Annotated in this window: 17 protein-coding genes and 1 pseudogene; 9 read left to right on the forward strand and 9 right to left on the reverse strand. The window is 70.9% G+C overall.

Annotation, left to right across the window (positions count from 1 at the left end; genetic code table 11):
- Positions 1–666: 666 nt before the first annotated feature.
- The 3 genes from AS857_RS11295 to AS857_RS41875 all read left to right on the forward strand — a co-directional run bounded on the left by AS857_RS11295 (position 667) and on the right by AS857_RS41875 (position 3,088).
- Complete coding sequence (locus AS857_RS11295; protein WP_144440778.1) at positions 667–1,332, forward strand: hypothetical protein; 666 nt, start codon at positions 667–669, stop codon at positions 1,330–1,332.
- Positions 1,333–1,500: 168 nt separating this feature from the next.
- A complete protein-coding gene (locus tag AS857_RS11300) occupies positions 1,501–1,866 on the forward strand; it encodes a hypothetical protein (RefSeq protein ID WP_058042976.1) in 366 nt (121 codons plus the stop codon).
- 1,096 nt (positions 1,867–2,962) lie between these two features.
- Positions 2,963–3,088: a hypothetical protein gene (locus AS857_RS41875; RefSeq protein WP_275477353.1), complete on the forward strand. Its 126-nt coding sequence runs from the start codon at positions 2,963–2,965 to the stop codon at positions 3,086–3,088.
- A 266-nt stretch (positions 3,089–3,354) separates the two neighbouring features.
- Here AS857_RS41875 and AS857_RS11305 read toward each other — a convergent pair whose 3' ends face one another.
- The 4 genes from AS857_RS11305 to AS857_RS39525 all read right to left on the reverse strand — a co-directional run bounded on the left by AS857_RS11305 (position 3,355) and on the right by AS857_RS39525 (position 12,718).
- On the reverse strand, positions 3,355–3,744 hold the full coding sequence (locus AS857_RS11305) for a methyltransferase family protein (RefSeq protein WP_058042977.1): 390 nt from the start codon (positions 3,742–3,744) through the stop codon (positions 3,355–3,357).
- 217 nt (positions 3,745–3,961) lie between these two features.
- Positions 3,962–9,055, reverse strand: a complete 5,094-nt coding sequence (locus AS857_RS11310; protein WP_079110244.1) for an SDR family NAD(P)-dependent oxidoreductase — start codon at positions 9,053–9,055, stop codon at positions 3,962–3,964.
- 9 nt (positions 9,056–9,064) lie between these two features.
- Entirely contained in the window at positions 9,065–11,485 is a 2,421-nt protein-coding gene (locus AS857_RS11315; RefSeq protein WP_160330212.1) for a type I polyketide synthase, read from the reverse strand.
- An 858-nt stretch (positions 11,486–12,343) separates the two neighbouring features.
- The gene (locus AS857_RS39525; protein ID WP_144440779.1) at positions 12,344–12,718 is read right to left on the reverse strand and encodes a hypothetical protein; all 375 of its coding nucleotides are present in this window, start codon (positions 12,716–12,718) and stop codon (positions 12,344–12,346) included.
- Between the two features lie 3 nt (positions 12,719–12,721).
- Between AS857_RS39525 and AS857_RS11320 the strand changes: the two genes are divergently transcribed.
- Positions 12,722–14,374 (forward strand): APC family permease, encoded by a 1,653-nt coding sequence (locus tag AS857_RS11320; RefSeq protein WP_058042980.1) that lies wholly within the window; start codon positions 12,722–12,724, stop codon positions 14,372–14,374.
- A 644-nt stretch (positions 14,375–15,018) separates the two neighbouring features.
- Here AS857_RS11320 and AS857_RS11325 read toward each other — a convergent pair.
- On the reverse strand, positions 15,019–15,780 hold the full coding sequence (locus tag AS857_RS11325; protein WP_058042981.1) for a MerR family transcriptional regulator: 762 nt from the start codon (positions 15,778–15,780) through the stop codon (positions 15,019–15,021).
- 341 nt (positions 15,781–16,121) lie between these two features.
- A complete protein-coding gene (locus tag AS857_RS11330) occupies positions 16,122–17,537 on the reverse strand; it encodes an amino acid permease (RefSeq protein ID WP_058042982.1) in 1,416 nt (471 codons plus the stop codon).
- A gap of 333 nt (positions 17,538–17,870) precedes the next feature.
- Between AS857_RS11330 and AS857_RS11335 the strand changes: the two genes are divergently transcribed.
- The 3 genes from AS857_RS11335 (at position 17,871) to AS857_RS11345 (ending at position 21,267) form a co-directional block, all read left to right on the forward strand.
- Positions 17,871–19,256, forward strand: coding sequence for a radical SAM protein (locus tag AS857_RS11335; RefSeq protein WP_058042983.1), 1,386 nt, complete (start codon positions 17,871–17,873; stop codon positions 19,254–19,256).
- Between the two features lie 186 nt (positions 19,257–19,442).
- Positions 19,443–20,783: an erythromycin esterase family protein gene (locus tag AS857_RS11340; protein ID WP_079110246.1), complete on the forward strand. Its 1,341-nt coding sequence runs from the start codon at positions 19,443–19,445 to the stop codon at positions 20,781–20,783.
- A gap of 67 nt (positions 20,784–20,850) precedes the next feature.
- On the forward strand, positions 20,851–21,267 hold the full coding sequence (locus AS857_RS11345) for a cytidine/deoxycytidylate deaminase family protein (protein WP_058042984.1): 417 nt from the start codon (positions 20,851–20,853) through the stop codon (positions 21,265–21,267).
- Positions 21,268–21,282: 15 nt separating this feature from the next.
- Here the strand turns inward: AS857_RS11345 and AS857_RS11350 are convergent, their stop codons facing one another.
- The 3 genes and pseudogenes from AS857_RS11350 to AS857_RS11360 form a co-directional block, all read right to left on the reverse strand.
- A complete protein-coding gene (locus AS857_RS11350) occupies positions 21,283–21,558 on the reverse strand; it encodes a DUF1876 domain-containing protein (RefSeq protein ID WP_058042985.1) in 276 nt (91 codons plus the stop codon).
- A 26-nt stretch (positions 21,559–21,584) separates the two neighbouring features.
- Positions 21,585–22,217: pseudogene (locus AS857_RS11355) on the reverse strand (phosphoribosyltransferase); the annotation flags it as partial.
- A 95-nt stretch (positions 22,218–22,312) separates the two neighbouring features.
- Positions 22,313–22,738 carry an HIT family protein gene (locus AS857_RS11360; protein WP_058042987.1) on the reverse strand — a complete coding sequence of 142 codons (426 nt, stop codon included), beginning with the start codon at positions 22,736–22,738 and terminating at the stop codon, positions 22,313–22,315.
- Positions 22,739–22,863: 125 nt separating this feature from the next.
- On the opposite strand from AS857_RS11360, the gene AS857_RS11365 reads away from it, so the two are divergent.
- Positions 22,864–23,628 carry a DUF72 domain-containing protein gene (locus AS857_RS11365; RefSeq protein WP_058042988.1) on the forward strand — a complete coding sequence of 255 codons (765 nt, stop codon included), beginning with the start codon at positions 22,864–22,866 and terminating at the stop codon, positions 23,626–23,628.
- Between the two features lie 141 nt (positions 23,629–23,769).
- The gene (locus AS857_RS41245; protein WP_058042989.1) at positions 23,770–25,431 is read left to right on the forward strand and encodes a serine/threonine-protein kinase; all 1,662 of its coding nucleotides are present in this window, start codon (positions 23,770–23,772) and stop codon (positions 25,429–25,431) included.
- Positions 25,432–25,589 lie beyond the last annotated feature (158 nt).

Here is a 25,589-nt window from a genome sequence, read left to right on the forward strand (position 1 = left end):
CTTCCAGGGTGTGCGTCACCGTCAGAGCCGCGGTCCGGGAGGGCAGACGTGCGGAAGCGTCCGCCAGGTCGATCGTCGATCCCGGCGGTGTCCGGGTCGGCGTCACACAACACCGGCACCAAGCCCTGCGGCACAGCCTCCGTTGTCGACGTCCTGCTGATCACCATGGTCGGTCGGCTCTGCGGCGTCTCGCTGCCCGCCTCGCGTCGCACACCGGCGAGGCCGATCCGCGCTGGTCCGGCCGGCACACTACCGACCCGTAGGATCCCGCCTGGCTCGGCGACTTCCTCCTGGCCCCACCTGAAGAACCCGCCATGGAGGGGGTCGCATGACCGGATGCCACGGACCGGCCGGGTCCTGCGTGCCGGGCCGGGCAGCGCCGTCAAAGAATGGGCGTGGCCGCGGTGTAAGCACCGGTCCTCGGGCTTGCTGAGTGCTGGTCTTTCAATCGGGCAAGAGGCCGGGTTTGCGCCCCTGGAGGACATCGACACAACGCCTGAATTAGCCGATTTCACGTCGTTTGGCGATAGCTTCACGCCCATCCGAACAGAAGCGGAGAGGTCAGTGAAGCGGAGAGCCGCGTCCATCTGGTTCACCCCCGCCCTGCGTACACTCACGGCTCTCCTGGGCGCGGCGTCATTCGGCGCAGGGGCGCTTGCGGTCTTTGTGACCCAGAACGGGACCGGCTCGGCGGCGCTGATCGTATTCGGGGGTGTCCTGGTTCTCCTCGCTCTGCTCGGCAGCCGCATCGAGAGCCTGGACTTCGGAGGGGCTACGTTGAGGATGCGGGCCGACGCAGCGGAGAGGTTTGCCATGGCGGAGGAGTCCGAGCGCCAGGGAGACATCGCCACGGCCAACGAGCTGCGTGCAGAGGCGCGGACCCTGATGGACGCTGCACGGCCTATCGCCACCGACTATGGCTCAGTACGCCGCTCGATGCGCCCCGGTGCCTCGCGCCTCCGGGCGTTGGAAGAGGTCGTTGCTCGTGCGCGCCGCTTGGCACAAGAGCAGTCATTCGAGCCGGCCGAGGTCTCGCGCTGGTTGCGGGAGGGCACGGACGAGGAGCGCATCACCGCCTTGGCCATGATGCAGGCCAGCCCCGAACTGTGGAACTTCGAAGCCACCCTCGCCGCCATCACCCACTCGCACACCCCCTTTGAGCAGTACCACGCCTTGCGGCTCGCGGCGCAAATGGTCGATGTGCTCGACGCGGGCCAGGCCAGGAGGCTCGCCGAAGCGGTAGAAGCGCAGCGCTTCGGGCCGGACGCGGACCGCAAGCTGCTGGGCGAGGAGATTGTGAGAAAGGTGCGCAGGTGCTCGCACGAGCGGTGACAGCCCTGCTGTTCCGCGTCCGCATAAGCTGACAGGCTCGGTACCAGGGCCAAACGGCGTTGTACGAATGCTAAGGACATACGGGTCCTCCGCGTGAATCCTCGAACACTACGGTGAAGCACACTGTGATCGAGGCGAAGGAACAGCTGTGGCGTTCGGAAGGAACAAGTGGTCCGGGACGGCCAGGGTCTGCTGATCGGGGCGGTCCGCCATGTCGCCCCGTCGAAGCGCTTCTTCAAGCACACGTGGCGTATCGATCAGCCCGGACAGCCGGAGATCGCAGGCCGCAGCGAGCGGGCGACCAGCGACCCCAAGGAACTGGCCGGGCTCGGCGCCACCAAGGTCGTATTGGCCGCCTTCCAGGCTGTCGCGGACCTGGGCGCGGAGGGCGGTGACCAGCGCTCGAAGCCGCGGACCCTGGAATGGAAGGCCGACGGAAAGCTGGTCATGACCTCCGAGGGCAGTCAGTCGGTCACGATCAAAGCCGACTGGCTCGACCGCCGCCTCGCCTTCGCCCTCCTCGGCGATCGGTGACTTCCCCCTCGGCGACCCGGCCCACGGGCGGACTCCTAGGGCAGAGGCCGTCGCAGGTCACCGGCGGGCTGGGCGGTGTTTTCACCATGGTGCCGAAACTCGGGGTGACCAGCAGGAATAGCGAACTGCAGCTGGAGTGCTAGGCCGCGATTGGCGCGGCCCTGGGCGTCAGCGACGACGCCGCGGCCCGCCCTACCGCAGCAGCCAGCGCTGACAGGACGCCAGGAGCCGTGCTCACCCCGGCGAATAGCGTGGGCCCGATGTTAGTGAGCGGGGATGTTCTCGGCCCCTTCCACGCGTGACCCGTGATCAGGGGGAGGCGCGCTATGCGCAACGAACTGCACGAGACGGCATTCGAGGCAGGTTCTCAGCTCGTCCACAACAGTCGTCATTGGTGCCTCCGTTCGTGCGGCGGCCAGGGTTGAGGCTGGCCCTGAGCAACTGTCTACGGGACGTCCTCGGACTTCCTGCCGCACACGCCGGGCGGTCGCCCGGATGCCCGAGCCGATGCCGGGACCGCCGCGGCCCAGTGCTGCCGCCACCCTCGGGGGCAGCCTGGCGTCGGCGAGCGCGGTGCGTGACCGCATGAGGCGGACGTAGACCAACCGCTCGACCACGGCGCGGGCACCGGTGAGAATGCCGCGCAGCTGCTCGGCTCCCTCGTCATCCAGGGCCGGGCGCCAACTTCGATCCGGCCCGGTACAGCGCGGACGGGAGCGTGTGTGCTGGTGCGAGTGTCACGTCGAAGCCACCCCATTCCGGCGCGGTGGCGCTCCCCGGCGGTACGACCTTCTGCTCGGCTTCTTACCGCAGCGCACAAACAGGAATCCGGCGTGCAGGGGCGCACAGGAATCACACAGGAAGCACACAGGCGTACGCACGTGCGCCCTGCCTTCGGAGGCCCGCCGGACCGCCCTCATGCACCGCTGCTCGTCAGGCGCGGCCGACAGACCAGTGCGGGTGGGCACCCCGAACCTCGCTCTGGGACGCGGCCGTCGCGCCCTCATCCCCGCCGACGTCGACACCGGCCTGCAGTCGCCGACCGCCCGCGCCGCCTCGCTGCCGCCCAGACCGTCAGACCGTCCCCATCCCCCTGGTGGTCCTCACCGGGATCGCCGGCCTGCTGGAAGAACTGGAACACCTCGCCGAGGAGGCCGAGGAGGACGGTAACCCGCAGGCTGCCGGGGAGGCCGGGGCCTACCTGGGTGCTCTCACCGGCTGACGCACTGCCCCGAGCAGGGCGGCGCCCGCCCGGGCACACGCCTGGGCGGGCGCTGTCGGTGGCCAGACATCCCATCAGGCCCAGTCGAGACCCGTCTCCGCTGGCACCTAGCCACTACCCCGTGCTGCTGGAGGCCATGAGTGCAGCTTCCTCGAGAGGCCCCCGGTGCCGACCGGACGTTGAAGCTCACGGCCCTGTCCGTCCTCCGGACACCGCGGCTGGCCGTCCTGGCAGCCCTGGCCGCCCTGTCCGGAATGGTCGTCTGCCTATTTTCTGCGCCCCAAGAGGGGGAGGAACCGGCCGGTTCGCGCTGTGTACTCCTGGTAGGCGGTGCCGTGGATGCCCATGAGGTAGGGCTCTTCGACGTGGCGTACCTGGAGCTCGTTGCCGATCAGCACGGCAGCCGTGCCTGCCAGGGCGAGGGCGTTGGGGACGGTGAGGGCCAAGGCGCCGGTCATGACGGCGAGTGTGGTGAGGATGGGGTTGCGTACGAGGCGGAACGGGCCCGTGGTGATCAGGAGGGGGTGCTCACCCGGGTCGGGTGCCAGGCGCCAGGAGGCTCCCATGGCCTGCTGGCAGGCGAAGACCACCCCGGTGCTCAAGGCCGCCAGCGCCGCCCCGGCCATCCGCAGGGCGGAGTGGTCCAGTACGGGCAAGGGCCGCAGGCCGCCGCCGAGCTCTGCCAGGGGGCTGCGATGCCGGCGAGCAGGATTCCCCCCCCCGCGGTGATGAGCCACGCGCACCAGTGGAGGGTGCCGGAGGGCCATCGCATTCCGCTCTCGCCGGTGCGGTGTCGCTGGAGAAGGGCGCGGGCGGCGACGCCTGTCAGCCCGAGCAGGGCGGTCACTGCCAGAGATGCGATGGGCACGGGCCTCACGTCCCCCGGATGTGCTGCGTGCCTGTCGCCCTGCGCGGGATGTGGACTGTCGAGGCTTGGGTGTGTGCCTGCCGCAGGAGGTGAGGCAGGACGATTTCGGCGATGCCGTGGGTGGAGCCGTCGGAGTGGAGAAGTTCCATGACGGGGACCTCTTGTTTGAAGTGGGCACGGCACTTGGCGAGGAGTTCCAGGCCCATGAGCGAGTCCATGCCGTACTGGATCAGGGGGCGGTGCCGGTCCAGTTTGTCGGGCGGCATCTGGAGGATTTTCGCGGCCATGGCGGCGATGAAGTCCTCGACCAGGGTGAGAGCTTCGCCGGCCCCGGCAGTGGTGAGCCGCTCCATGAACTCCTCGAGCTGCCAGGCGGATCCTTCGACCGGAGCGGGGAGCACGGCTGCGAACCGGGCATGTTCCCCGGGGCCGATCAGTGCTGAGAAACGCTGCCAGTCCAGGCGGGCGAAGACCGCCCGTTCCACGCGCCGGTGGATGAGACCGTCCAGAGTGGTGAGAGCCTGCAGGGGGTCCATCGGTGGGGATCCCATGGCCATGACGTGGGCTGTGAGTCCGTTGCGGGCGACGTAACCGACGCGGTCGATGGCGCCCCAGGCCACGGCCAGTGCGGGACGGCCGGCCGCGCGGCGGTGACGTGCGAGGGCTTCCATGGCGAGGTTCGCGGCTGCGTAGCTGCTCTGCCCGGGGCTTCCGAGCAAGGGGCTGATCGAGGAGTAGAGCAGGAGGTCGGCGTCAGGGCAGAGTGCGTCGAGTACGAGGGCGCCGCCCCATTTCGGTGCCAGGACGGAGCGGATGCGGTCGTCGTCGAGTTCGGCGAATGCGCCGTCGTCCACGTGCATGGCGGCGTGGACGATGCCGCGCACCGGGTGCCCCGTAGAGGCGATCTCCTGGAGCAGTGCGCGGATGGTGGTGGCGTCGGCAATGTCGGCGGCGTGGGCGCGGGCTTGTGCGCCGCGTGCGTGGAGGTCTGCCAGCAGCTGCTCGGCTTCGGGGGCTTGGGGCCCGCGGCGGCTGACCAGTGCCAGGTGGCGGGCGCCGCGTTCGGTGAGCCAGCGGGCGGTTTCAGCACCGAACCCGCTCAGTCCTCCCGTGACCAGGTAGGTCCCTTTGCCGTCCAGTTGCAGGGGCTGGGGTGTTGTCCTGTGGACGGGTACGGGATCGTCGAATCCGATGACGATCTTGCCGATGTGCCGGGAGTGCTGCATGAGGCGGAAGGCTTCGCTGATGCGGTGGGCGGGGTAGGTCTGGTGGGGCAGTGGCAGGTAGGTCCCCGCCCGGGCGAGTCCGGCGACCTCGTCGAAGACGGTGACGGCGTGGCGGCGGTCCTGCCAGAGCAGATTGGCGGCGTCCACGATGAAGAGTGTGGCGTTCTCCGCCAGGGCCTTTTGCAAGAGGCGCTGGTTGGAGTAGATGTCGCGTTTGCCGAGTTCGACAAAGCGGCCGCGCAGGGCGAGCAGTTCCCGGGAGCGTGCGGCCGCCTCGCCGCTGAGGGAGTTGAGGATGACGTCGACACCGCGTCCTTCGGTGTGGCGGCGGATCTCGTCGGCGAAGTCGAGGGTGCGGGAGTCCAGTACCAGCTCGGCTCCCAACGTGCTGGCCATGTCCCGTTTGGCCGGGCTGCCGGCGGTGACGATGAGGCGGGCGCCGACGCGGTGGGCGTAGCACAGCGCCGCCAGCCCGACGCCACCGGTGGCCCCGTGGACCAGAAGGGTCTCGCCGGGCTGGAGACGCGCGAGGTGTTCCAGGCTGTGGTGGACGGTGAAGTACGCCACCGGCATGGTCGCCGCCGCGGTGAAGGACATGCCGTCGGGGATGGGGCGGACCGCGGCCGCGGGCACGCGTACGTGTGAGGCGAAGGCACCGAGGAACAGCCCGAATACCCGGTCACCGGGCGAGAGACCGGTGACGCTTTCGCCCACGGCGGTGACCACTCCGGCGCCCTCCAGCCCGAGGAAGGTCTCCGAGGGCAGGCCGTTCTCGGCCACGGGTGGCAGCAGGCCGGTGGCCACCATGACGTCGCGGTAGTTCAGCGCCGCGGCGCGCACCGCGATGACGACTTCCTGCGGGCCCGGTTGCCCTGGGGTGGTCTCGATCCAGCGCAGACGGAAGGCCGGACCCTGGTCCTGCAGTTCCAGCCGGAACGCACTCCCGCTGTCCGGCCGGGTGGGCCGCGTGCTGGAGGCCGACCGTTCGACGCAGTGCGCGAAACGACCGCCGGAGGTGAGGGCGACCTCGTCGTGCACGGGCCCCTGATCGGCGTCGGCGGGCTCGCCGGCAAGGAGCTCCCGGGCCAGTCGGGCGGCGTTGAGCACAAGGTCGGGGGTCCGGTCCAGGGAGATGCGCCGCATGGGGACGGCATGTTCGTGGGCCAGTGTGCGGGAGATGCCCCAGGCGGCGGCCTGTCCGGGGAACGCCGGACGTTCCGGTGCGGGCAGGGCCCCGCTGGGGTGGGTGACCAGCACGAGGCGACGTGTCAGGCTGCCTGCCCGTTGTTGTTCGGCATGGACCAGGGACCGCAGCAGCCCGGCTCGTCGGACGGCCAGCTCGACTCCGGCCTCGGGGTCGTCCGTGGCCTGGAGGTCGCCGGTGCTGCTCAGGATCAGTGCGATGTCGGCGTCCGGGGCATGTGCGAGCGCGGCCTGCCAGGCTTGGTCCTCGCGCAGGCACCACGGGGCGTCTGCTGCCGGACGCCCGGCGGCGATCAGTTCCTCGGCCACGAGGCGGGCGAGTTCTGCTTCGTCGGCGTTTTCGGCGAGCAGGATCCACGAGCGGCCGCCTTCTGGTGTTGCGGGGGGAGCGGCAGGTACGCGTTCGGATGAGGCGGACGTCCGGGTGAACAGTACCGAGAAGTGCTCGCTCATGGACGGATCGTCCAGTTCGACCGTGGACTCGAAGCCGCTGTCGGCCAGGACCTGCGACCATTGCCGGCGGGGTAGCAGAATCGTGTCCGGCCGCAGGTCGTGGTCGCGCGGGTTCCAGAAGTTTTCGATGACCCCGAACATCAGCGCGAGCAGTTGGGGGTCGTGGACTTCCAGTGCCAGCAGGTACCCGCCGGGCGCGGTGAGCCGGGCCAGCTTGGGCAGACAGGCCCGTAGGTCGGCTGCCGCGTGCAAGGCGTATCCGGCGACGAGGACGTCGAAGGAGCCTTCTTCGAACCCTTGTGCAGCGAAGTCGGCGTCCAGGTCGAGGGTACGGAAACTCATGCGCGAGGCGTGCGCCTCGAAGCGTGCTTGGGCGGCGGGGAAGAACGCGGCGGAGACATCGGTGAAGACGTATGTGGCGCGGTGGTCCAGCAACGGCAGCAGATGTGCGGTCAGCCCGCCGGTTCCCGCGCCGACCTCCAAGATGCGCAGGGGCCTGTCGCCCGGCCACAGGCGCAACAGGGATGCCAGCAGCTCCGCGGCGATGCGGTTGTGGAACCGGGTCGGTGGGTCGAGGTCGTAGAACTGCTGGATGAGCTCCGGTCCGCTGTCCTGGAACAGCAGATCCAGGGCGAATCGGTGATTGAGACAGCCCGTGGCGGTCCATGAGGCGAGATCGGACAGGACACTGATGGCCGGCGGTTCCACCCGAGCGTCCTCGCGCAGGCGCCGCCAGCAACCGTTCCCGCGGGCCAGCAGCCCCTCCGTTTCGGCCATCCGGGCCAGCAGATGCACCAGCCTCTCGTGCCGCGGCAGCACGCCGGCCGCAGCCAGGTCATCGAACGTGAAGGTCTCATGGCCAGGCAGCAACGAGGCGAAGGCTTTGACCGCGTACGTAGCAGTTGTGGACCTGAGGAGCGCGCATCCCGCCACGAACTGATTCGTGGCAGCCGACCCCTGCAGCCTGAGCAGCCCTTCCTCCGCTGCTGCGGCCACCTCGCCCGGGGACGGCGGCGCCCACGCCGGCACCGGCTGCCCGGCCAGGGGCGCGGCGTGCAACACCGAGGTGTACTCCTCGCCACGGTCGGTGGCGCGCAGGCCGATGCGGTGCAGGCGACAGCCGGTCAGCTCCAGTGCGACCGTGCCGTCGGTGTCGGTGACGGTGATGTCCCACACCGCTTCCCGGGTTGTACGTGAACGCTGGCGCACGTGCACCAGGCCGTCCGGTCCCGGTTGTGCCCACTGGCGAATGCGGTCGATCGCCGCCGGCAGGTAGCCGGTCCCGGTTTCCATCAGCAGCGGTGCCCCGGTCTGCAGAGCGCCGTCCAGCAGGGCGGGATGGACCACGTACCCGCCGTAGCCATCATCCGGCGCTTCGCAGTGGTAGACCGCCAGGACCTCACCGGCTCCCACGTGCAGCTCGCTCAGCACCTGGAAGGCCGGACCGTAGTCCAGCCCCTCCTGAGCCACCGTGCTGTAGAACGTGTCGGCGTCGATACGACGGGGCAGCCGTTTGAACAATGCCGCGGTGCCCGCCGGGTCCGGCGGTACGGCGGCCAGACGCCGGACACGGCCGCGGGCATGCTGCCTCCAGGCGCCGGTCTCGCCGGTGCGGCTGGCGATATGGAAGATGCCGTCCTCATGACTTAGGCAGGTCTGCAGCCGGATCTCCAGGGCCGCATCCCAAGGCAGCGCCAAAGCTCGGGTGATCTGCAGATCGTCGATCTCCGCCGGAATACCGGCGCCGGACACTTCCCGGGCGGCGGCCAGGGCCAGCTCCACGAACCCGGCAGCCGGCATCACTACCGTGCCGCCGATGCGATGGTCGGCCAGCCAGGGGGTGCGGGTGCGCTCGACAGACGACTGCCACAAAGGATCCAGAGCCGGCAGGCGCTCGCCCAGCAACGGATGCACCAGCACCCCGTCACCACTGGTACGGATCCAGTGCTCCGGTGTTCCGTGCCAGTACCGCTGGCGCTGCCACGGGTAGGACGGCAGGTCGGTGACAGTACCGGCGGTGGGGAACCAGCTGTCCACGGCGCCCTGTTCGGCGGCGGCGAGCAGGCGCGTGGCCGTGCGGCGAACGCCCTCCGGCGTGCACTCGCCCCGGTGCACCGCGGAGATGACAGGAAACGCACCACCGCCGGGGGCCTCTGCGGCGATGCGGTTCAGTGGCCCGGACAGAGCCGGCTGCGGGGCGATCTCCACCACTGTCACGAGCCTGTCCTATACAGCGGCGGTCATCGCATCGGCGAAACGGACCGGACGGCGGGCATTGTGCCACCAGTACGCCGCATCCAGCTCCCCGCTCCGTACCGGCGCACCGGTCACCGTGGAGTACATCGGCACCCTCGGCGCCTGGGGGGACAGTCCGGCCAGGGCCCTCCGCAGCGGCTCCTCGATGACATCCATCGCTGCGCTGTGGAAAGGGTGGTTCACCGTCAGCTCCCTGCACGGTACCCCCCGGCGATCCAGGTCACGCTGCAGGGCTCGCAGCGCCTGTCCGGATACGGTCACGTCCCGCTCGCTGTTGACCGCGGCGACCTCCAGCCGGCCGCCGTACGCGGCGAGCGCCTCCTGCGCCTCGCGCTCACTCATCCTGACCGCGGCCATGCGGCCCGAGCCGGCCGTCACTGCCTGCAATCGGCTGCGTTCAGCGGCCACGCGCGCCGCCTGTGCAAGATCCAGCCCCCCACTCACGTATGCCGCTGCCACCTCACCGAAGCTGTGCCCCACCACAGCGGACGGGTGCACCCCGTACGTGCCCAGCAGCGCGGTCAGGCCGACCTGGAAGGCGAACAGAACCGGCTGTGCGCGCTCGATGTCCGTCATGAGCTCCATGCCCGGCCCACCGGGATCCTCCGACAGCAGGGCCGCCACCGACCAGCCCAGCACCGGACGCAGGCACGTGTCAGCCTCCACGACGGCCGCGCGGAAGGCCGGTTCCTGCGCCATGAGAGCCGCACCCATGCCCTGCCACTGGGTGCCATTGCCGCAGAAGACGAACACCACGCCCGCCGACGACGACCCCTCCACATGGACCTCGGCAGCGGTCAGCGACGCCTCGTCCTCAGCCAATGCCTCCAACTGCCCGGCCGCTTCCTGCGGGCCGCGGGCGAGGACAGCCATACGGTGCGAATGCCGGCCTCGCCGCGCGGAGGCGGTCCAGCACGCGTCGTAGAAGCCTTCCTCCGGTACGTCGCGAAGACGGGCGGCGACCACCCGGGCCGCTTCGCCCAACGCCTTGCGGGTACGCGCCGAGACCACCAAGGGCAACCGCTGCCCCGCTTCCGGGGGCACCGAAGGCTGCCGAGAGGGGGGAGCCGCGCTGAGCACCACGTGCGCATTCGCGCCGCCGAAGCCAAAACTGTTCACCCCCACCACGCCGTCCACGCCCTCCGTGACAGGACGCATGCTGCCGACGGGGCTGAGATTCAGTCCAGCGAAATCGATCGCAGGATTCGGCGGCTCACCGTGCAAGGACGCCGGGATCACACCGTGCTGGAGGACCAGCATGCCTTTGAACAAACCGGCCATGCCCGACGCCGGTTCCAGATGCCCCAGGTTGGTCTTGACCGAGCCGACCGGCAGCGGCCCGGCCCCACGCCGCACCCCCAGCGCCTCACCCACCGCCCGGCACTCCAAAGGATCACCGATCGGCGTGCCTGTCCCGTGCGCCTCGAAATACAGCACCTGATCCGCAACGACCCCGGCCCGGGCGTACACATCCTGAAGGAGCCGCCGCTGCATCTCCGCGCTCGGCACCGTCATCCCTGATGTACTGCCGTCACAGTTCGCGCCGCTTGCCGCGATCACCGCGTGCACCCGGTCGCCGTCCGCCAGAGCATCCGGCAACCGCTTGAGGACCACCACACCGCCGCCCTCGGCCCGCACATACCCGTCAGCCTCGGCTGAAAATGCTGCAATGCGCCCGCGTGGCGAGAGCATCATCGCCTTCGAGAACCCGACGAAGTGGGAGGGGCTCAGCAGCAGGTTCACCCCGCCTGCGACGGCCACCCGGCTGCGGCCTGCACGCAGCGCTTCACACGCCTGGTGCACAGCGATCAGCGACGAGGAGCACGCCGTGTCCACCGCCATGCTCGGGCCACGCAGATCGAAGACGTAGGACAGCCGGTTCGCTGCGATGGACAGAGCCGAACCACTCATCGAATGGGCAGAGATCTCCTCCACCCGGGCCATCTGCAGCCCACCGTAGGACATGTCACTGACCCCGATGAACACCGCGGCATCCGACCCTGCCAGGCCTGCCGGGTCGATGGCCGCATCGTCGAACGCCTCCGCCGTCATCTCCAGAAGCATCCGCTGCTGCGGATCCATGTGCTTCGCCTCACGCGGCGAGATCCCGAAGTACTCCGGGTCGAACCCCGACACGTCCCCCAGATACCCGCCCGCCATGGTGTACGCCCGGCCCGGCCGCTCAGGATCGGGATCGCAGAAACGCGCCGCATCCACACGGTCTGCGGGCGGCTCCGAAGTGATCAGGTCCCGTTCTTCGGCCAACGCCGTCCACAGCCCGCGGAGATCAGTGATGCCGCCCGGCAGACGACATGCCGTACCCACCACAGCCAAGGGAACGGACGGCCCGGACGATGACGCTGCTACCGGCCGGGGAACACGGTTCTCCATAACCACCTCCTGCACGGCAGACAGACCGGCCCTCACAGCGGTATGGCGGCGAGGACCTGGCCGGTGACAGCCGGAACCCACCGCAACCAAACAAAGGCATCTCCGTCCCTCCGCCATCTAATGGGCCAGGCCTAGTGATCACCCATTTGATACAAAATGATCAAGAGTGGCTCGAAACCCCGAACGATCCGGTCGGAGGGGCGGGCACGCGGACGGCGTGACACAGGTACGGCCTGGAACTGCACGAGGTGCACGAGGTGCACGATGCTGATGGTGGGCGGGTGCGCCGCCGCCGGGAGTGCAGTGTGTGCGGCGAGGGCGTCCCCTATGGGCACGTGGCCCGGCCTTCGACGTGCCCACGGTGTGGACCAACCGCCGCTACGCGGCCCGCGACACACAGATCGTCGCCACCGCCGAGCGCGCTCGGCGACCTCCCCGCCGGTGCGGCGACGAGGCGGCCGCCCGCGAACTGGACGAACCGGTACTGCTCGCCCAATCCGCCCGCGGCTGCGGGGGACGGACTCCACGCCGGCCTTGGTCCGGAGCTGGTGGAGCGACCCCCCCCCGTGGGTGCAGGGACAACCGCCGCGGCCGTCTCCGCGTCATCGAACGCGCGGCACTCCCCGCTGGTGCGGGGATGGTCCCGGCACGTACTTGGGCGCGGTTGTCTCCCGGGCGTCGTCCCCGCACCCGCGGGGTAGTCCTGGGAGATGGACGACAAGGGTGCCGTCCGGGTCCTCGTGCGTCTGCCGGGCGAGATCGGCGCCGTGGTGCCTGCGATGCGATGCCGTTCCGGAAAAGCATTTCCGCTGTTCGCTCGGTAAAGTCACGGAAAGCACGTGCTCGGTCACTCGGCAATTACGAAATGGTGTGCTTGCGCTGGAAATAAGGGCTGACCAGCGGCGATTGGAGACGTTCCGTCGATTGTCGTACGATGGCGGGCGTCGCTATTGCGTCCTCGGTGATCTCGTCGCCAGTGAGCCCGGACCACCGCTGATCGAATTCCTCAAGGTTCGTCGTGCGCAGCCGCCCGGTGTCCGCTCCCGGGGATGATTTCGGCAGAGCCGCCGGGCCGCTTCTCGCTGTGCGCGGCTGAATTCCGTCCGGTTCGGAGGGTTCGGCCCGGAAGACGATGTCTGCTGCGGCGCGAGCCGACGAAAAAGGCGGCAGCCGCAGGGCCTGAGAGGTGCACGGGCTGCCGTCGGACTTTGTCTCCGGCAGAACGGAATGCACGTCGTGGATGTGAGCGCGGCCAATCGAAAAGGCCTCAGCCTCTTCGCCCTGATCATGATCGGGCTGGGGTCCATTTTCGGCTCCGGCTGGCTCTTCGGAGCCGGTCAGGCGGCTCAGGTCGCGGGCCCGGCCGCGCTGGTCGCCTGGGTGATCGGCGCGATCTTCATCGGCATGATCGCCATGTCCTACGCCGAGGTCGGCGCCGCCTATCCGCTGCCGGGCGCCATGGCCCGGTTCGGCTCCATCTCGCACGGACCGGTGCTCGGCTTCATCACGGGCTGGGCCGTGTGGATCGCGACCGCCTCGCTGATCCCGATCGAGGCCATCGCGGGCACCCAGTACATGTCCTCGTGGAGCTTCGGCTGGGCCCGCGGGCTGGTCGCCGACGGGAGCCTCACCGGCACCGGCATCGCGATGGCCCTGTTCCTGACCGTCGCCCTGTGGCTCGCCTGCTACTGGTCGGTCGAGCTGCTGGCGCGGGCCAACAACCTGCTGACCCTGGTCAAGTTCGCCATCCCGGTCCTCGCGGTCGGCGCGCTCATCGCCTCCGGCTTCCACACGGACAACTTCACCGCGCACGGCGGCTTCGCCCCGAACGGCTGGTCGGCTGTCCTGACGGCTGTCACCGCCTCCGGCGTCGTCTTCGCCTTCAACGGCTTCCAGGCCGTCGTCAACCTCGGCGGCAACGCCAAGAACCCCGGCCGGGCCATCCCGCTCGCCCTCGTCGGCGCGCTCTCCCTCGGCCTGGTGATCTACCTGGCCCTCCAGGTCGCCTTCCTCGGCGCCGTCCCCCCGGAGAAGCTCGCCGAGGCCGGCGGCTGGAGCGGCGTCAACTTCGCCTCCCCCTTCGCCGACCTCGCCAAGCTGCTGATGCTGCACTGGGTCGTCACCATGCTCCAGTTCGGCGCCTTCATCTCGCCCAACGGCGCCAACATCGGCAACGTCGCCTCCTCCGCCTACCTGGCGCAGAACCTCGCCGACACCGGCTTCTTCCCCAAGAAGATCGCCGAGGTGCACCCCCGCTACGGCGTCGCCCGCCCCGCGATGTGGCTCAACCTGGGCTTCTCCGTCCTCCTGCTGCTGACCATCGGCCACAGCTGGGAGGCCCTGGCCAGCGTCGTCTCCGCCGCGATGGTCGTCTCCTACCTGATGGGCCCGATCGCGGTGGGCGTCTTCCGGCAGACCAAGCCGGAGCTGCCCCGCCCCTTCCGGCTCCCCGCCGCCAAGGTCCTCTGCCCGCTCATCTTCGCCTTCGCGGCCTGCGCCCTGTACTGGTCGAAGTGGCCCAACACCGGCAAGGTCACTCTGCTCACGCTGGTCTCGGTTCCCATCGCGGCGGTTGTGCTGCGTCGCCGTGGCGAGAACCTGCGCCGCCAGTTCGCGCCGGCGTGGTGGATGGTCGGCTTCCTGCTGTGGCTGTCGCTGCTGTCGGCTCTCGGTAGCCCCGAGTTCGGCGGCCACGGGGTGATCCCGGGCGGCCTCGACACCGCTCTGGTCGGCGTCTCGGCCCTGGGCTTCTACTTCTGGGCCGTGCGCGCGGGCGTCCAGGCCCACCGCGCGGGTCTGCCGGGGCCGGACCCGGTGCTCGGTGGCGCGGGCGGGGCGGTCCCTGCCCAGTCGCGCCACGAGGAGCCCGCGCAGGCCGCGGCCTCCTGAGCGGCGCCCCGCACTCACAGCGGCAGGCCGGCCCCGGACGTTCCGGGGCCGGCCTGCTGTTTGTACGGCGCCGACGCGCGGCCGGGCGCCCCTGGGGCGGGGGACCGTCAGCTCGGGGCGGGGCCGGAGTCAGTGCCCTGGAGCAGGTGACGGCCGGGCCGGTGAGCACGGGCTCATGACCGTCGAGCCCGTGACCGTCCCTTCTGTGACTGCTGCCGCCTGCCCCCTGGGCCCGTGCCATCCGGCCCGTGGCGGGCGGGTCCGGTGACGCCCTGGCCGCCCACGACTGCCGAGACGGCGACCGTTGTCCCCGTGTCGGCTGCTCGGTGACTACGCGCTCCATGGCAAGCGGCTGGGCCCCGGCCTGTGACCGCTGGCCTCGTGGGAGCCCCTGGCCGCGAGCGTGACCCCTAGCTCCAGTACCGCCGAACTCATGCCTCCACGGGGTCCGTGACAGCCAGGCCGCCCCCCCGGCCCCTGACAGCCGAGCCGCACTCACGGGCCCTGTGAGCGTCGAGCCCGCTCTCCTGGGGCCCGTGAGCGCTGAAGCCCGCGCCCCGCTGTGAACCCATTGCCGGCAGAACCGGCAAATGGCCCGACCCGGCCGGGCCGCCGCACCCCCGTGGCGGCGGCCCTGTTCCGGCTCAGCTCAGCCGGGTCGTGGCGTACGCCTCGATGGCGGCCCGCTGGTACGTGGCCAGGCCCGGCGCGATCGACTCGTACACCGCGTACCAGTGCTCGTTTTCCACGCAGGTACGCCCGATCGCGCGGTACTCCTCGGCGGTGGCTGCCCGGATCCTGGCCAGCGTCCGGTACTGGGTGTCGATCTCGGCCTGCACCGCGTCGGCGTCGGCGGGCAGACCGGTGGTCAGCAGGTCGGCCAGCCGGATCATCTGCGCCGTGCGCTCGCGCTCGTCGGCCTCGATCTCGTCCTCGCTCCATGCCGAGGTGTGCCGTTCGATGGCCCCGACCAGCTCCGGGAAGTCGCACAGGACCTTCATACACCGGGCGGGCCCGATGCCCTCGAACAGGTTTTCCGGTCGGCTGATGCTGATCATGTCTGTGCCGTCCTTCCTGGACTGCTCCAGTTCGGTGATCGTGCGGGCGACGGTGCCGGCCAGGGCGTCCAGCCGGTCGCGCTCGGCGAGCAGGCGACGGTGGTGGCCCCGCAGGGCCTTCAGCTCGTCGACCTGCGCGGTCAGGATCCGGCCGATTTCAGGCAGTCCCAGGCCCAGTGCCCGTAGCACGAGGACCTGCTGCAGCCGCAGCAGTTGGCGCTCCTCGTAGTAGCGGTGGCCGTTGGTGCCGATCCAGGCCGGCGGCAGAAGGCCGATCTCGTCGTAGTGCCGCAGTGTCCGGGCCGTCACACCCGACATCCGGGCGACCTCCGCGATCGGCCAGGCCATCGCCGCCTCCCCCACGGATTGCTTCACAGGGCCGGAATATCCGGCCCTGTTCAGGACGGCAGAGGCTTCCGCTGCGGCAGTTTCAAGCCCAGATCGCAGGTTTCCGGGTCGCGCGCCGATCGGCGATCGCCCACCTTCTCGTGGACAGAGCCAGGACGCGCGACTCCAAGCCTCTGCCCCGGATGCTCGGGCCTGGTCCCGCGCACGCCCCGGCCTCCGGCCGCTCGGTCCCGCGGCCACCCCGCCCACCCCGCACCCCCGGGCGCAGTTACGGCGAAGGCCGGCCCCGTCCGTCGGGACGGGGCCGGCCTTCGCCGTTATACGGGTGCGCGGTGCCGGGATCAGTCGCTCGCAGAGCGGGCTGCCGCGGCCGCCCGCTGCTGCACATAGCCGACCACGGCCAGTGCCAGGGCCAGGCCGCCCGTGGAGTACAGCTGGACGCGGGTGTCGGTTTCCAGGCCCATCAGGACCAGGGCGCCCGCCACGCCGGCCAGTGTCACCCAGGTGAGGACCGGGAAGGCCCACATCCGGACCACGAGCCGGTCGGGTGCCTCGCGCTCCAGGCGGCGGCGGAGGATCAGCTGGGAGGCGGCGATGAAGCCCCAGACGATGAGGACGACGCCGCCGACCATGTTCAGGAGCCAGGCGAAGACGGTGGTCGGGTACCAGTACGACAGGAGGACGGCGAAGAAGCCGAAGGCGGAGGAGGCGAGGACCGCGCGGCGCGGCACGCCGCCGGAGACCTTGCCCAGCGCCTTGGGGCCCTGGCCGCGCGAGACCAGCGAGTAGGCCATGCGCGAGGAGCCGTAGATGTTGGCGTTCATGGCGGACAGCAGGGCGATCAGGACGACGACGTTCATGATCTGGCCGCCGCCGGGGACGCCGAGGCGGTCGAGCACGGCGGCGTACGGGCCGTTCTCCGTGACGGACCCGTCGTTCCACGGGAGCAGCGTGACGATCACCATCATCGAGCCGACGTAGACGATGCCGATCCGCCACATGGTCGTCTTCACGGCCTTGGCCACGCCGCTGACGGGGTTCTCGGACTCGGCGGCCGCGATGGTCACCGTCTCCAGGCCGCCGTAGGCGGCGAGGGAGGCCAGGAGGCCGATGAGCAGGCCGTCCATGCCGTTGGGCAGGAAACCGCCGTCGTGCAGGAGGTGTGCGGTGCCGGGGGCGTCGTTGCCGGGCAGGACGCCCAGGATCGCGAGAGCGCCCAGGATCAGGAACAGGGCGATGGCGCCGATCTTCAGGGCGGCGAACCAGAACTCGAATTCGCCGAAGTTCGAGACCGCGGCCAGGTTGCTGCCGCAGAAGACCGCCATGAAGACCAGGACCCACATCCAGGACGGGGTGCCGGGGAGCCAGCCCTGGACGATATGGGCCGCGCCGATCGCCTCGATCGCCACGCCCACGACCAGCAGGGTCCAGAACATCCAGCCCGCGGTGAAGCCGGCCCACGGGCCGATCGCGCGGTCGGCGTGGACGGAGAAGGAGCCGGAGGCGGGGTTGGCGGCGGACATTTCGCCGAGCATCCGCATCACGAACATCACGAGGAGGCCGGACGCGGCGTAGGCGAGCACGATCGAGGGGCCCGCGGCGGCGATGCCGGCGCCGGATCCTACGAAGAGGCCCGCGCCGATGACGCCGCCGAGGGCGATCATCGACAGGTGCCGCTGCTTGAGTCCGTTCGACAGCGGCGAGCCCTGCGGGGCGTCCTCCGTCTGCGGGGGAGGTGTGGTGGTTGTCCGGCTCATGGTCGTGCCTGTCCAATATGCGAGATCGGGAGTGTCGAGTATGAGCAGGCGGCCGAAGATCCGGTTAACTCGTCCGTTATCCGGACAGTCACTTCACGGAGCGTGATCGTTTCGCAGCAGCCCCGTATGTACGGGGGCGAAACGCCGCAACTGCGGACCCGGTTGATTCTCCTGCGCCGGGCAGGACTAGCGTCAGTGATCACGAAGCGAGTCTGCCGCAGAGATCGCGCCAGGCCCACAGGGGAAGCAGAAGAAGCTGACGCCCGAGTAAGCAAGCGGGCCACGCAGAAGCGGACGCCGCGAAGAGCGGACGCACGGAGGGGGAGCACCGAGATGACCGGCCGTACCCACCTGATCGAGAGCCTGATGGAGCGCTTCCCGCACATCCCGCGGGAAGCCGTGATCAAAGAGGACCTGCTGCGCGGAGGCATGGCCTTCGACGACTCCGCCCTCAGCGACACCACCAACGAAGCGACCGGCGGGATCAAGCCCAAGTCGTACTTCATCTTCTCCTTCGACCACCGCACCCTTCCCGAGCTCGGCGCCGCGGCCCTGCGCCGCCCGCCCGAGGAGATCGTGCTGACGGGCGGCCCCTACGAGCTGCGCCGCACGGTCGTCTCCGTGCGTGTCAACCCCGCCTCGCCCTACCGCGTGCAGGCCGGGCCGGACGGCACGCTGGGCCTCTACCTCGACGGGCGGCGGATCTCGGACGTGGGCCTGCCGCCCATGCCCGACTACTACCGCGAGACCCTCCCCAACGGGAAGTCCGTGATGGAGGTCGCCCCGACCATCCAGTGGGGCTACCTCGTCTACCTGACCGTCTTCCGCGTCTGCCAGTACTTCGGCGCCAAGGAGGAGTGCCAGTACTGCGACATCAACCACAACTGGCGCCAGCACAAGGCCGCCGGCCGCCCCTACACCGGCGTCAAGCCGGTCGAGGAGGTGCTGGAGGCGCTGGAGATCATCGACCGGTACGACACCGCGCGGGCCTCCCAGGCGTACACCCTGACCGGCGGGGCCATCACCTCCAAGGTCGCCGGGCACACCGAGGCCGACTTCTACGGCCGCTACGCCCAGGCCATCGAGGAGCGCTTCCCTGGCCGCTGGATCGGCAAGGTCGTCGCGCAGGCCCTGCCCAAGGCTGACGTGCAGCGCTTCCACGACTACGGCATCCGCATCTACCACCCCAACTTCGAGGTGTGGGACGAGCGGCTGTTCCAGCTCTACTGCCCGGGCAAGGAGCGCTACGTGGGCCGCGCCGAGTGGCACCGGCGGATCCTCGACTCCGCCGACGTCTTCGGTGCCCGCAACGTCATCCCCAACTTCGTCGCGGGCGTGGAGATGGCGACCCCGGACGGATTCGCCACCGTCGACGAGGCGATCGCGTCGACCGCGGAGGGGCTGCGGTTCTTCATGTCCCATGGCATCGTCCCCCGGTTCACCACTTGGTGCCCCGAACCGACCACGCCCCTGGGCAAGCTGAACCCGGAGGGCGCGCCGCTGGAGTACCACGTGCGGCTGCTGGAGGTGTACCGGGCGACGCTGGAGGAGTACGGCCTGGCCTCGCCGCCCGGGTACGGGCCGCCCGGACCGGGGCGGGCCGTCTTCTCGGTGAGCTCTTTCATGGACAGCCTCCCGGCGATGGACGACCTCCCGGCGATGGACGACCTCCCGGCCACGGACGGCCTCCCGGCCGGGGAACCGGAAACGGCGGCCTAGCCGTCGGCCGCTCTACGGACGCCCGCGAAATCCCTTTGCCCGCCGTCCGTCGCGACCGTTAGGGTTGGATCATGGTTCCGGGCACTCTCTTCCGCTGACGCTCTCTCCGGGAGCCGCCCCTGCGGCGCGCTCCCGCATCGGTGATCTGTATCTGCACACCACTCCACCGAGAGACGAGCCTTCAGCATGCCTTCTCAGCCCCAGCCTCAGCCTTCTCAGCGCTCTCAGCCTTCGGACCGTCAGTCGTCCGCCGACCGCGCCCCGTTCACCCGCTGGCTGCGCGAACACGCCACCACCCTGACCACCCTGACCACCCTCGACCCCGACGCCCCGCTCGATGACCTGGAGCCGCTGCGGGACCTCATCGGTGACGCCCGCGTCGTCGGCGTCGGCGAGAACTCGCACTTCATCCACGAATTCGCCCTCGTGCGCCGGCGCCTCCTGCGCTTCCTCGTCGAGCGCTGCGGCTTCACCGTCCTCGCCTTCGAGTACGGATTCAGCGAAGCCTTCGCCCTCGACACCTGGGTCGGGGGCGCCGGCCCGGACGACGACCTCGAACGGCTCACCGGAGCGGCGCTCCCCATGGGCATGCAGGAACCCCTGCACTCGCTGCGCCTGCACAACCGCACGGCGGCCCGGCCCGTACGCTTCGCCGGCATCGACATCCCGGCCGCGGGCGGCTCGCTGCTGCCCGCGCTGCACCCGGTCGCCGACCACCTCCTCGAGGCCGACCCCGAGTCGCTGCCGCTGGCGGAGACGGCCATCGGCATCGCCGGGCGGTTCGCCGGCGAGTCGGGCGCCGCCGCGGCGCCCGCGTGGGCTCGCCTGGACGCCACCGAGCAGGACGCCCTCACGGCCGCCCTCGCCCGCCTCCTCGTCCGCTTCCGCGCCACCGAGCCCCTGCAGGTCGCCCGCACCGGGCGGTACGCCTACGAGGTCGCCCTCCGGCGCCTGGAGGCCGCCTCCCAGGCGGACTACACCATCCGGGCGATGGCCGCCCTCTTCGCCGGCACCGGGCTCCCGGCCGACACCTCGTCCCGCGAGATCTACATGGCCGGGTCCGTCCTGTGGCACCTGGAACGCGCCGAGCCGGACGCCCGCGTCGTGCTGATGGCCCACAACGGCCACCTCCAGAAGGAGCCCGTCGCCTTCGACGGATACCCGACGGCCCTGCCCATGGGCCAGTTCCTCCACCGCGCCCTCGGTGACGACTACTTCGCCCTGGGGGTGTCGTGCGTCGGCGGCCGCACGGCGGAGATGCGGCTGGAGGAGGGTGCCCGGTTCGGCTTCACCGTCGACGACACGGAGCTGGAGGCGCCCGAGCCGGGAAGCATCGAGGCCGCCTTCGCCGGTGCCGTTCCGGCCGGCGCCATCGGTCTCGCGGGGCTGCGCTCGGCACCCCGGGGCGACGGCATGCCCGACCGGACCCGGATACAGAGCGCGTACATGCACACGCAGGTGTCCGACGCCTTCGACGGGATGCTCTGCGTCCCGTCCTCCCGGGTGGCCGACGGCATCGACATCTGACCGCGGCGCCGACATCCGACCGCGGCGTCGGCGTCCGGCGCGTCGGTCGGCGGTAGCCTCTCGCCCTGTGACACCTGATCTTGATCACGAGCTGATCGCGGTGGCGGCGGAGCTCGCCGCCACCCGCGCCAAGGGCGACGTGCACACCATGGCGGCGGCCGTCCGCAACCGGGACGGCCGCATCGCCACGGGCCTCAACGTCTACCACTTCACCGGCGGCCCGTGCGCCGAGCTCGTGGCCGTCGGGGCGGCCGCGGCCGCGGGCTCCTACGACCTCACCACCGTCGTCGCCGTCGGCAGCGACAACCGGGGCGTCATGCCGCCGTGCGGCCGCTGCCGCCAGGTCCTCTTCGACTACTTCCCGGGGATCGAGGTCATCGTCAGGACGGGAACGGGCACAGGTGACGACACCGACGCCTTGCGCGCGGTGCCGGTGCGCGAACTGCTGCCGCACGCCTACGGTTTCGCCGAGCGCAACCCGTAACGGCAACGGCGCTGATCAGTGGCTCAGGCGCGTCGGGGTGTGCGTGGTCTCCTCGATGTCCACCCCCGCCTTGTCCAGCAGTTGCTCGGACAGGTCGCGCAGCGCGCGTGCCGCCGCGACCTCCTCGCCGACGCGCTGCTGGGAGGGGTCGGCGGGGTTGCGGTTGCTCCTCCCGACCGCAGTGAAGTCCGTGCCGTCGTGCATGTGCAGCCGTACCGCCGCCTGCGTCAGCGCGCCGGCCTCGCGGAACTCCATGTCGATGGGGCTTTCGACGATCTTCTCCGTGGTCATCACACACCTCCCGGGTCCGTCACTGCCGCCCTGTTGCGCTCCAGCAGGTCGATCACTTCCTCGTCCGGGGTCTGGGAGAAGTCCTGGTACCACTCGCCGACCGCGAAGAAGACGGTCGGAGTGCTGAGGCAGACCAGCTCGTCCACCTCCGCGCGGAGCGCCTCCGCCGCGTCCGGCGGCGCCACCGGCTCGGCGAGCACCACGCGGGCGGCGTCCTGGGCCCGGACCACCCGGCAGGCGGCCGACGCCGTGGCGCCCGTGGCGATGCCGTCGTCGACCACGATCGCCGTGCGGCCCTGCAGGGGGATGCGCGGGCGGCCGCCGCGGAACCGCTGGGCCTGGCGGACCAGGTTCGCCTCCTCGCGCTGCTGTATCTCGGCCAGGTCGTCCTCGTCCACGCGGCCCATCCGGACGATGTCGCTGTGGACGACCCGCACGCCGCCCTCGCCGATGGCGCCGAAGCCCAGCTCCTCGTGGAAGGGCACCCCGAGCTTGCGCACGAGCACCACGTCCATCGGGGCTCCGAGCGCCTGCGCGACCTCGTAGGCCACGGGCACGCCGCCGCGCGGCAGGCCCAGGACGACGGGGTTCTCGGCGCGCAGGTGGCCCAGCTGCTCGGCCAGGCGGCGGCCGGCGTCCACGCGATCGCGGAATCTCATGATCCACCTCTTCTCCCGGGGCTCCGGAGAACGAGGGAAGCCATACATCCAATATGGTCAGATTCCCGCCGATAGTCCACGCCGGGGCGGGCGGCTCAGCCGGCCTCCAGCGCCTCCCGCACGCGCGCCGCCACCTCCGCCGCCTCCTCGTCCGACGCGTAGCGCCCCCGGGGCCAGAAGAAGCCGCGCAGGCCGTCCTTGCGGTTGCGCGGCACGACGTGCACGTGGAAGTGGGGCACCGACTGGCTCACCCGGTTGTTCGCGGCGACGAACGACCCGGCGGCACCCGTCCCGCGCTCCACGGCCCCTGCGATCCGCTGCACCCGGGCGAAGAACGGCCCCACCTCGTCCGCGGAGAGGTCGGTGAGCGTCTCGGCGTGCCGCCGGGGCACCACCAGCACGTGACCGGGGAAGAGCGGCCTCGAGTCCAGGAAGGCGACCGCCGTCCCGTCCTCGAAGACCCGGTGGGCGGCCGTCCCGCCTCCGGCGATCGCACAGAAGATGCAGGCAGCCTCGTCCATGCCCCCAGTCAACCGCAGCCACCGGCCCCGGCCGGCCGGCGCACCGCCGATCCGCCACACCGCCGATCCGGCGTTCCTCGCGGCCCGCCCGTGAGGCGCCCGGGGACCCGGGGCAGGGATCACCCATGCCCCTCCACGTCGGCACCTCGGGCTGGCAGTACAAGGACTGGCGCGGCGTCCTCTACCCGGACGGCTGCCCGCAGCGGCTGTGGCTGGAGGAGTACGCGAGTCGGTTCGCCACCGTCGAGAACAACAACGCCTTCTACCGGCTGCCGCCGCCCGGGACCTTCGGCGACTGGCACGACCGCACCCCCGCGGACTTCGTCATGGCGGTCAAGGCCAGCCGCTACCTGACCCACATCAAACGCCTCCGCGACCCACAGGAGCCGGTCGGGCGGCTGATGCGGCACGCCGCCGCGCTCGGCGACCGGCTCGGCCCCGTCCTGCTCCAGCTGCCGCCCACCCTGCGCGCCGACCCCGGCCTCCTGGACACCGCGCTGGGCTGCTTCCCCGACGGCGTCCGCGTGGCCGTCGAGCCCCGCCACGACTCCTGGTGGACCGACGAGGTCCGCGCCGTGCTGCGGGGCCACGGCGCCGCACTGTGCTGGGCCGACCACGGTTCCCGGCCCATCACCCCGCTGTGGCGGACGGCCCCCTGGGGATACGTGCGCTTCCACAGCGGGCGAGCCCGGCCCTGGCCGCGCTACGGCCGGGCGGCGCTCGCGAGCTGGGCCGGGCGCATCGCCGACACCTGGCCCGACCGGGCCCACGTCTACGCCTACTTCAACAACGACCCCGGGGGAGCGGCCGTCCACGACGCGGTCGCCTTCGCCCGTACCGCCGCCCGCCTGGGGCGCACGGTGAGCCGCACTCCGGATACGCACGCCTGAGCCCGCACCGATGCGCCGTACACCCCGCTTCCGGCGGCCGCGGAACCGGGAACGCCGGACGGGGCTGCCCCGTCCCAGCCAGTGTGGCCCGAAACGCGCACGGCTGGGGGTGCCGTGCGTACGGGGAGGGGGGCGCACGGCGTGGACGGCGAGCAGCAGCGACATCGCTTACTGGCCGGGCGGTACCGGCTCATCGACCAACTGGGCAGCGGCGGCATGGGCGTGGTCTGGCGCGCCGTCGACGAGCTCCTCGACCGGGAGGTCGCCGCCAAGGAGGTCCGGGCCCCGGAGCACCTGCGCGAGCACGACGTCCGCGTCCTCTACGCACGCCTGAAGCAGGAGGCCCGCGCAGCCGCCCGCGTCAGCCACCCCAACGTGATCACCGTCCACGACGTGGTCGAGCAGGAGGGCCGCCCGTGGATCGTCATGGAGCTCGTCCGCGGCCGGTCGCTCGCCGAGATCCTGCAGCACGAGGGCGTGCTCACGCCCAAGGAGGCAGCCAAGGTCGGCTCGATGGTGCTGCAGGCCCTGCGCAGCGCGCACTCCTCCGGCGTCCTGCACCGTGACGTCAAACCGGCCAACGTCCTGCTGGAGCCCAGCGGACGGGTCGTGCTGACCGACTTCGGCATCGCCCTCGTGGAGGGCTCCGGCACCCTCACCCGCACCGGCGACCTCGTCGGCTCGCCCGACTACCTGGCGCCCGAGCGCGCCCTGGGACAGCGGCCCGGCACCCCGTCGGACCTGTGGTCGCTGGGCGCCACGCTGTACGCGGCGGTCGAGGGAGTCTCGCCCTTCCGCCGTACGTCGGCGCTCAGCACCCTGCACGCCGTCGTCCAGGACGAACTGCCCACACCGCGGCGCGCCGGGCCCCTCATCCCGCTCCTCGAAGGGCTCCTCCGCAAGGACCCGCAGACCCGCATGGGATCGACCGAGGCACAGCGCCTGCTGGACGCCGTCGCCTCCGGCCGGACGCTCACGCAGCCCGACCTGGCGGGCCCGGAGCCCGCCGGATACGTACCCACTGCGCGCGCCACGCCCACCCCGCAGCCTCCTCCGCCCACCGACCCCAGGACCACCTACGGCTCGGGCTACGCGTACGGCTCCGGAGCCCGCCCGCACGGGGGGCCGGCGCCGTCGGGCGCACGCGCGGGGACGCCGTCGGCCGCACCCGGAGGGAGGTCGCCCGGCCCACCTGTCGGGACGCCGTCCGGCACACCTTCCGGGACCCCATCCGGCGCGCCCGCCGGGATGCCGTCCGGCACGCCCGGTGGTGCAGTCAGGAGCCCGGCCTACGGATATCCGGTGCCCGCACCAGGACTGGCGCACGCCCCTTTCCCGACGCCGACTCCCGTTCCGAACCCCGCCCCGAACCCCGCCCCGAACCCGGTTCCGAACCTGGCCCCGAACCCGGCGCCTGCCTCAGCCCCCGGCCCGGCCCCGGCCCCCGGCCCCGGCACCCCGCGTCGCGGCTGGCCCGTTTACCTTGGCCCGCTGCTGGCGCTGCTCCTCATCGTGGGCGGCACCGTGGCCGGGGTCCTTGCCGCCGGCGGGCCGGGGAATCAGGACGACGGACATCAGCCGGGCGGCGGGACCACGGGGACCGCGCGCCCTCCGGACAACTCCCCTACGCCCGACGGCTCGGGCGGTACCGGTGAGTCCGGCGAACCGGGGACGCCCTCGCCGCACCCCAGCCCGTCGGGCCACGCGACGGACCCTGCGACGACCTATCCCACCACCGAACCCACGAAGAACCCGCCCGGTACGTGCAACGGGGGCTGGGTCACGAAGTGCGCAACACGCTGACGAGAAAGAACAACTGACGAGAAAGAACAAACGGCAAGGAACAAACAACAAGGAACAACCGGCTTTCGGGGGGTATACACATGCAGCTGGTGTCCGATCCGTTCCGGGAGAGGCGGCGGGAATCCGCCCGGCCCCGGACCCGGCGTGCGCTGTCACGG

It is taken from the genome of Streptomyces roseifaciens (assembly GCF_001445655.1).
Lineage (GTDB): Bacteria > Actinomycetota > Actinomycetes > Streptomycetales > Streptomycetaceae > Streptomyces > Streptomyces aureoversilis.

Bases quoted from the DNA above. Each gene is read 5' to 3' on its own strand.
- AS857_RS11335 (WP_058042983.1), top strand. From the start codon at position 17,871: ATGACCGGCCGTACCCACCTGATCGAGAGCCTGATGGAGCGCTTCCCG.
- AS857_RS11350 (WP_058042985.1), bottom strand. From the start codon at position 21,558: ATGACCACGGAGAAGATCGTCGAAAGCCCCATCGACATGGAGTTCCGC.
- AS857_RS11325 (WP_058042981.1), bottom strand. From the start codon at position 15,780: ATGGCCTGGCCGATCGCGGAGGTCGCCCGGATGTCGGGTGTGACGGCC.
- AS857_RS11360 (WP_058042987.1), bottom strand. From the start codon at position 22,738: ATGGACGAGGCTGCCTGCATCTTCTGTGCGATCGCCGGAGGCGGGACG.
- AS857_RS11330 (WP_058042982.1), bottom strand. From the start codon at position 17,537: ATGAGCCGGACAACCACCACACCTCCCCCGCAGACGGAGGACGCCCCG.
- AS857_RS11340 (WP_079110246.1), top strand. From the start codon at position 19,443: ATGCCTTCTCAGCCCCAGCCTCAGCCTTCTCAGCGCTCTCAGCCTTCG.
- AS857_RS11365 (WP_058042988.1), top strand. From the start codon at position 22,864: ATGCCCCTCCACGTCGGCACCTCGGGCTGGCAGTACAAGGACTGGCGC.
- AS857_RS11315 (WP_160330212.1), bottom strand. From the start codon at position 11,485: ATGGAGAACCGTGTTCCCCGGCCGGTAGCAGCGTCATCGTCCGGGCCG.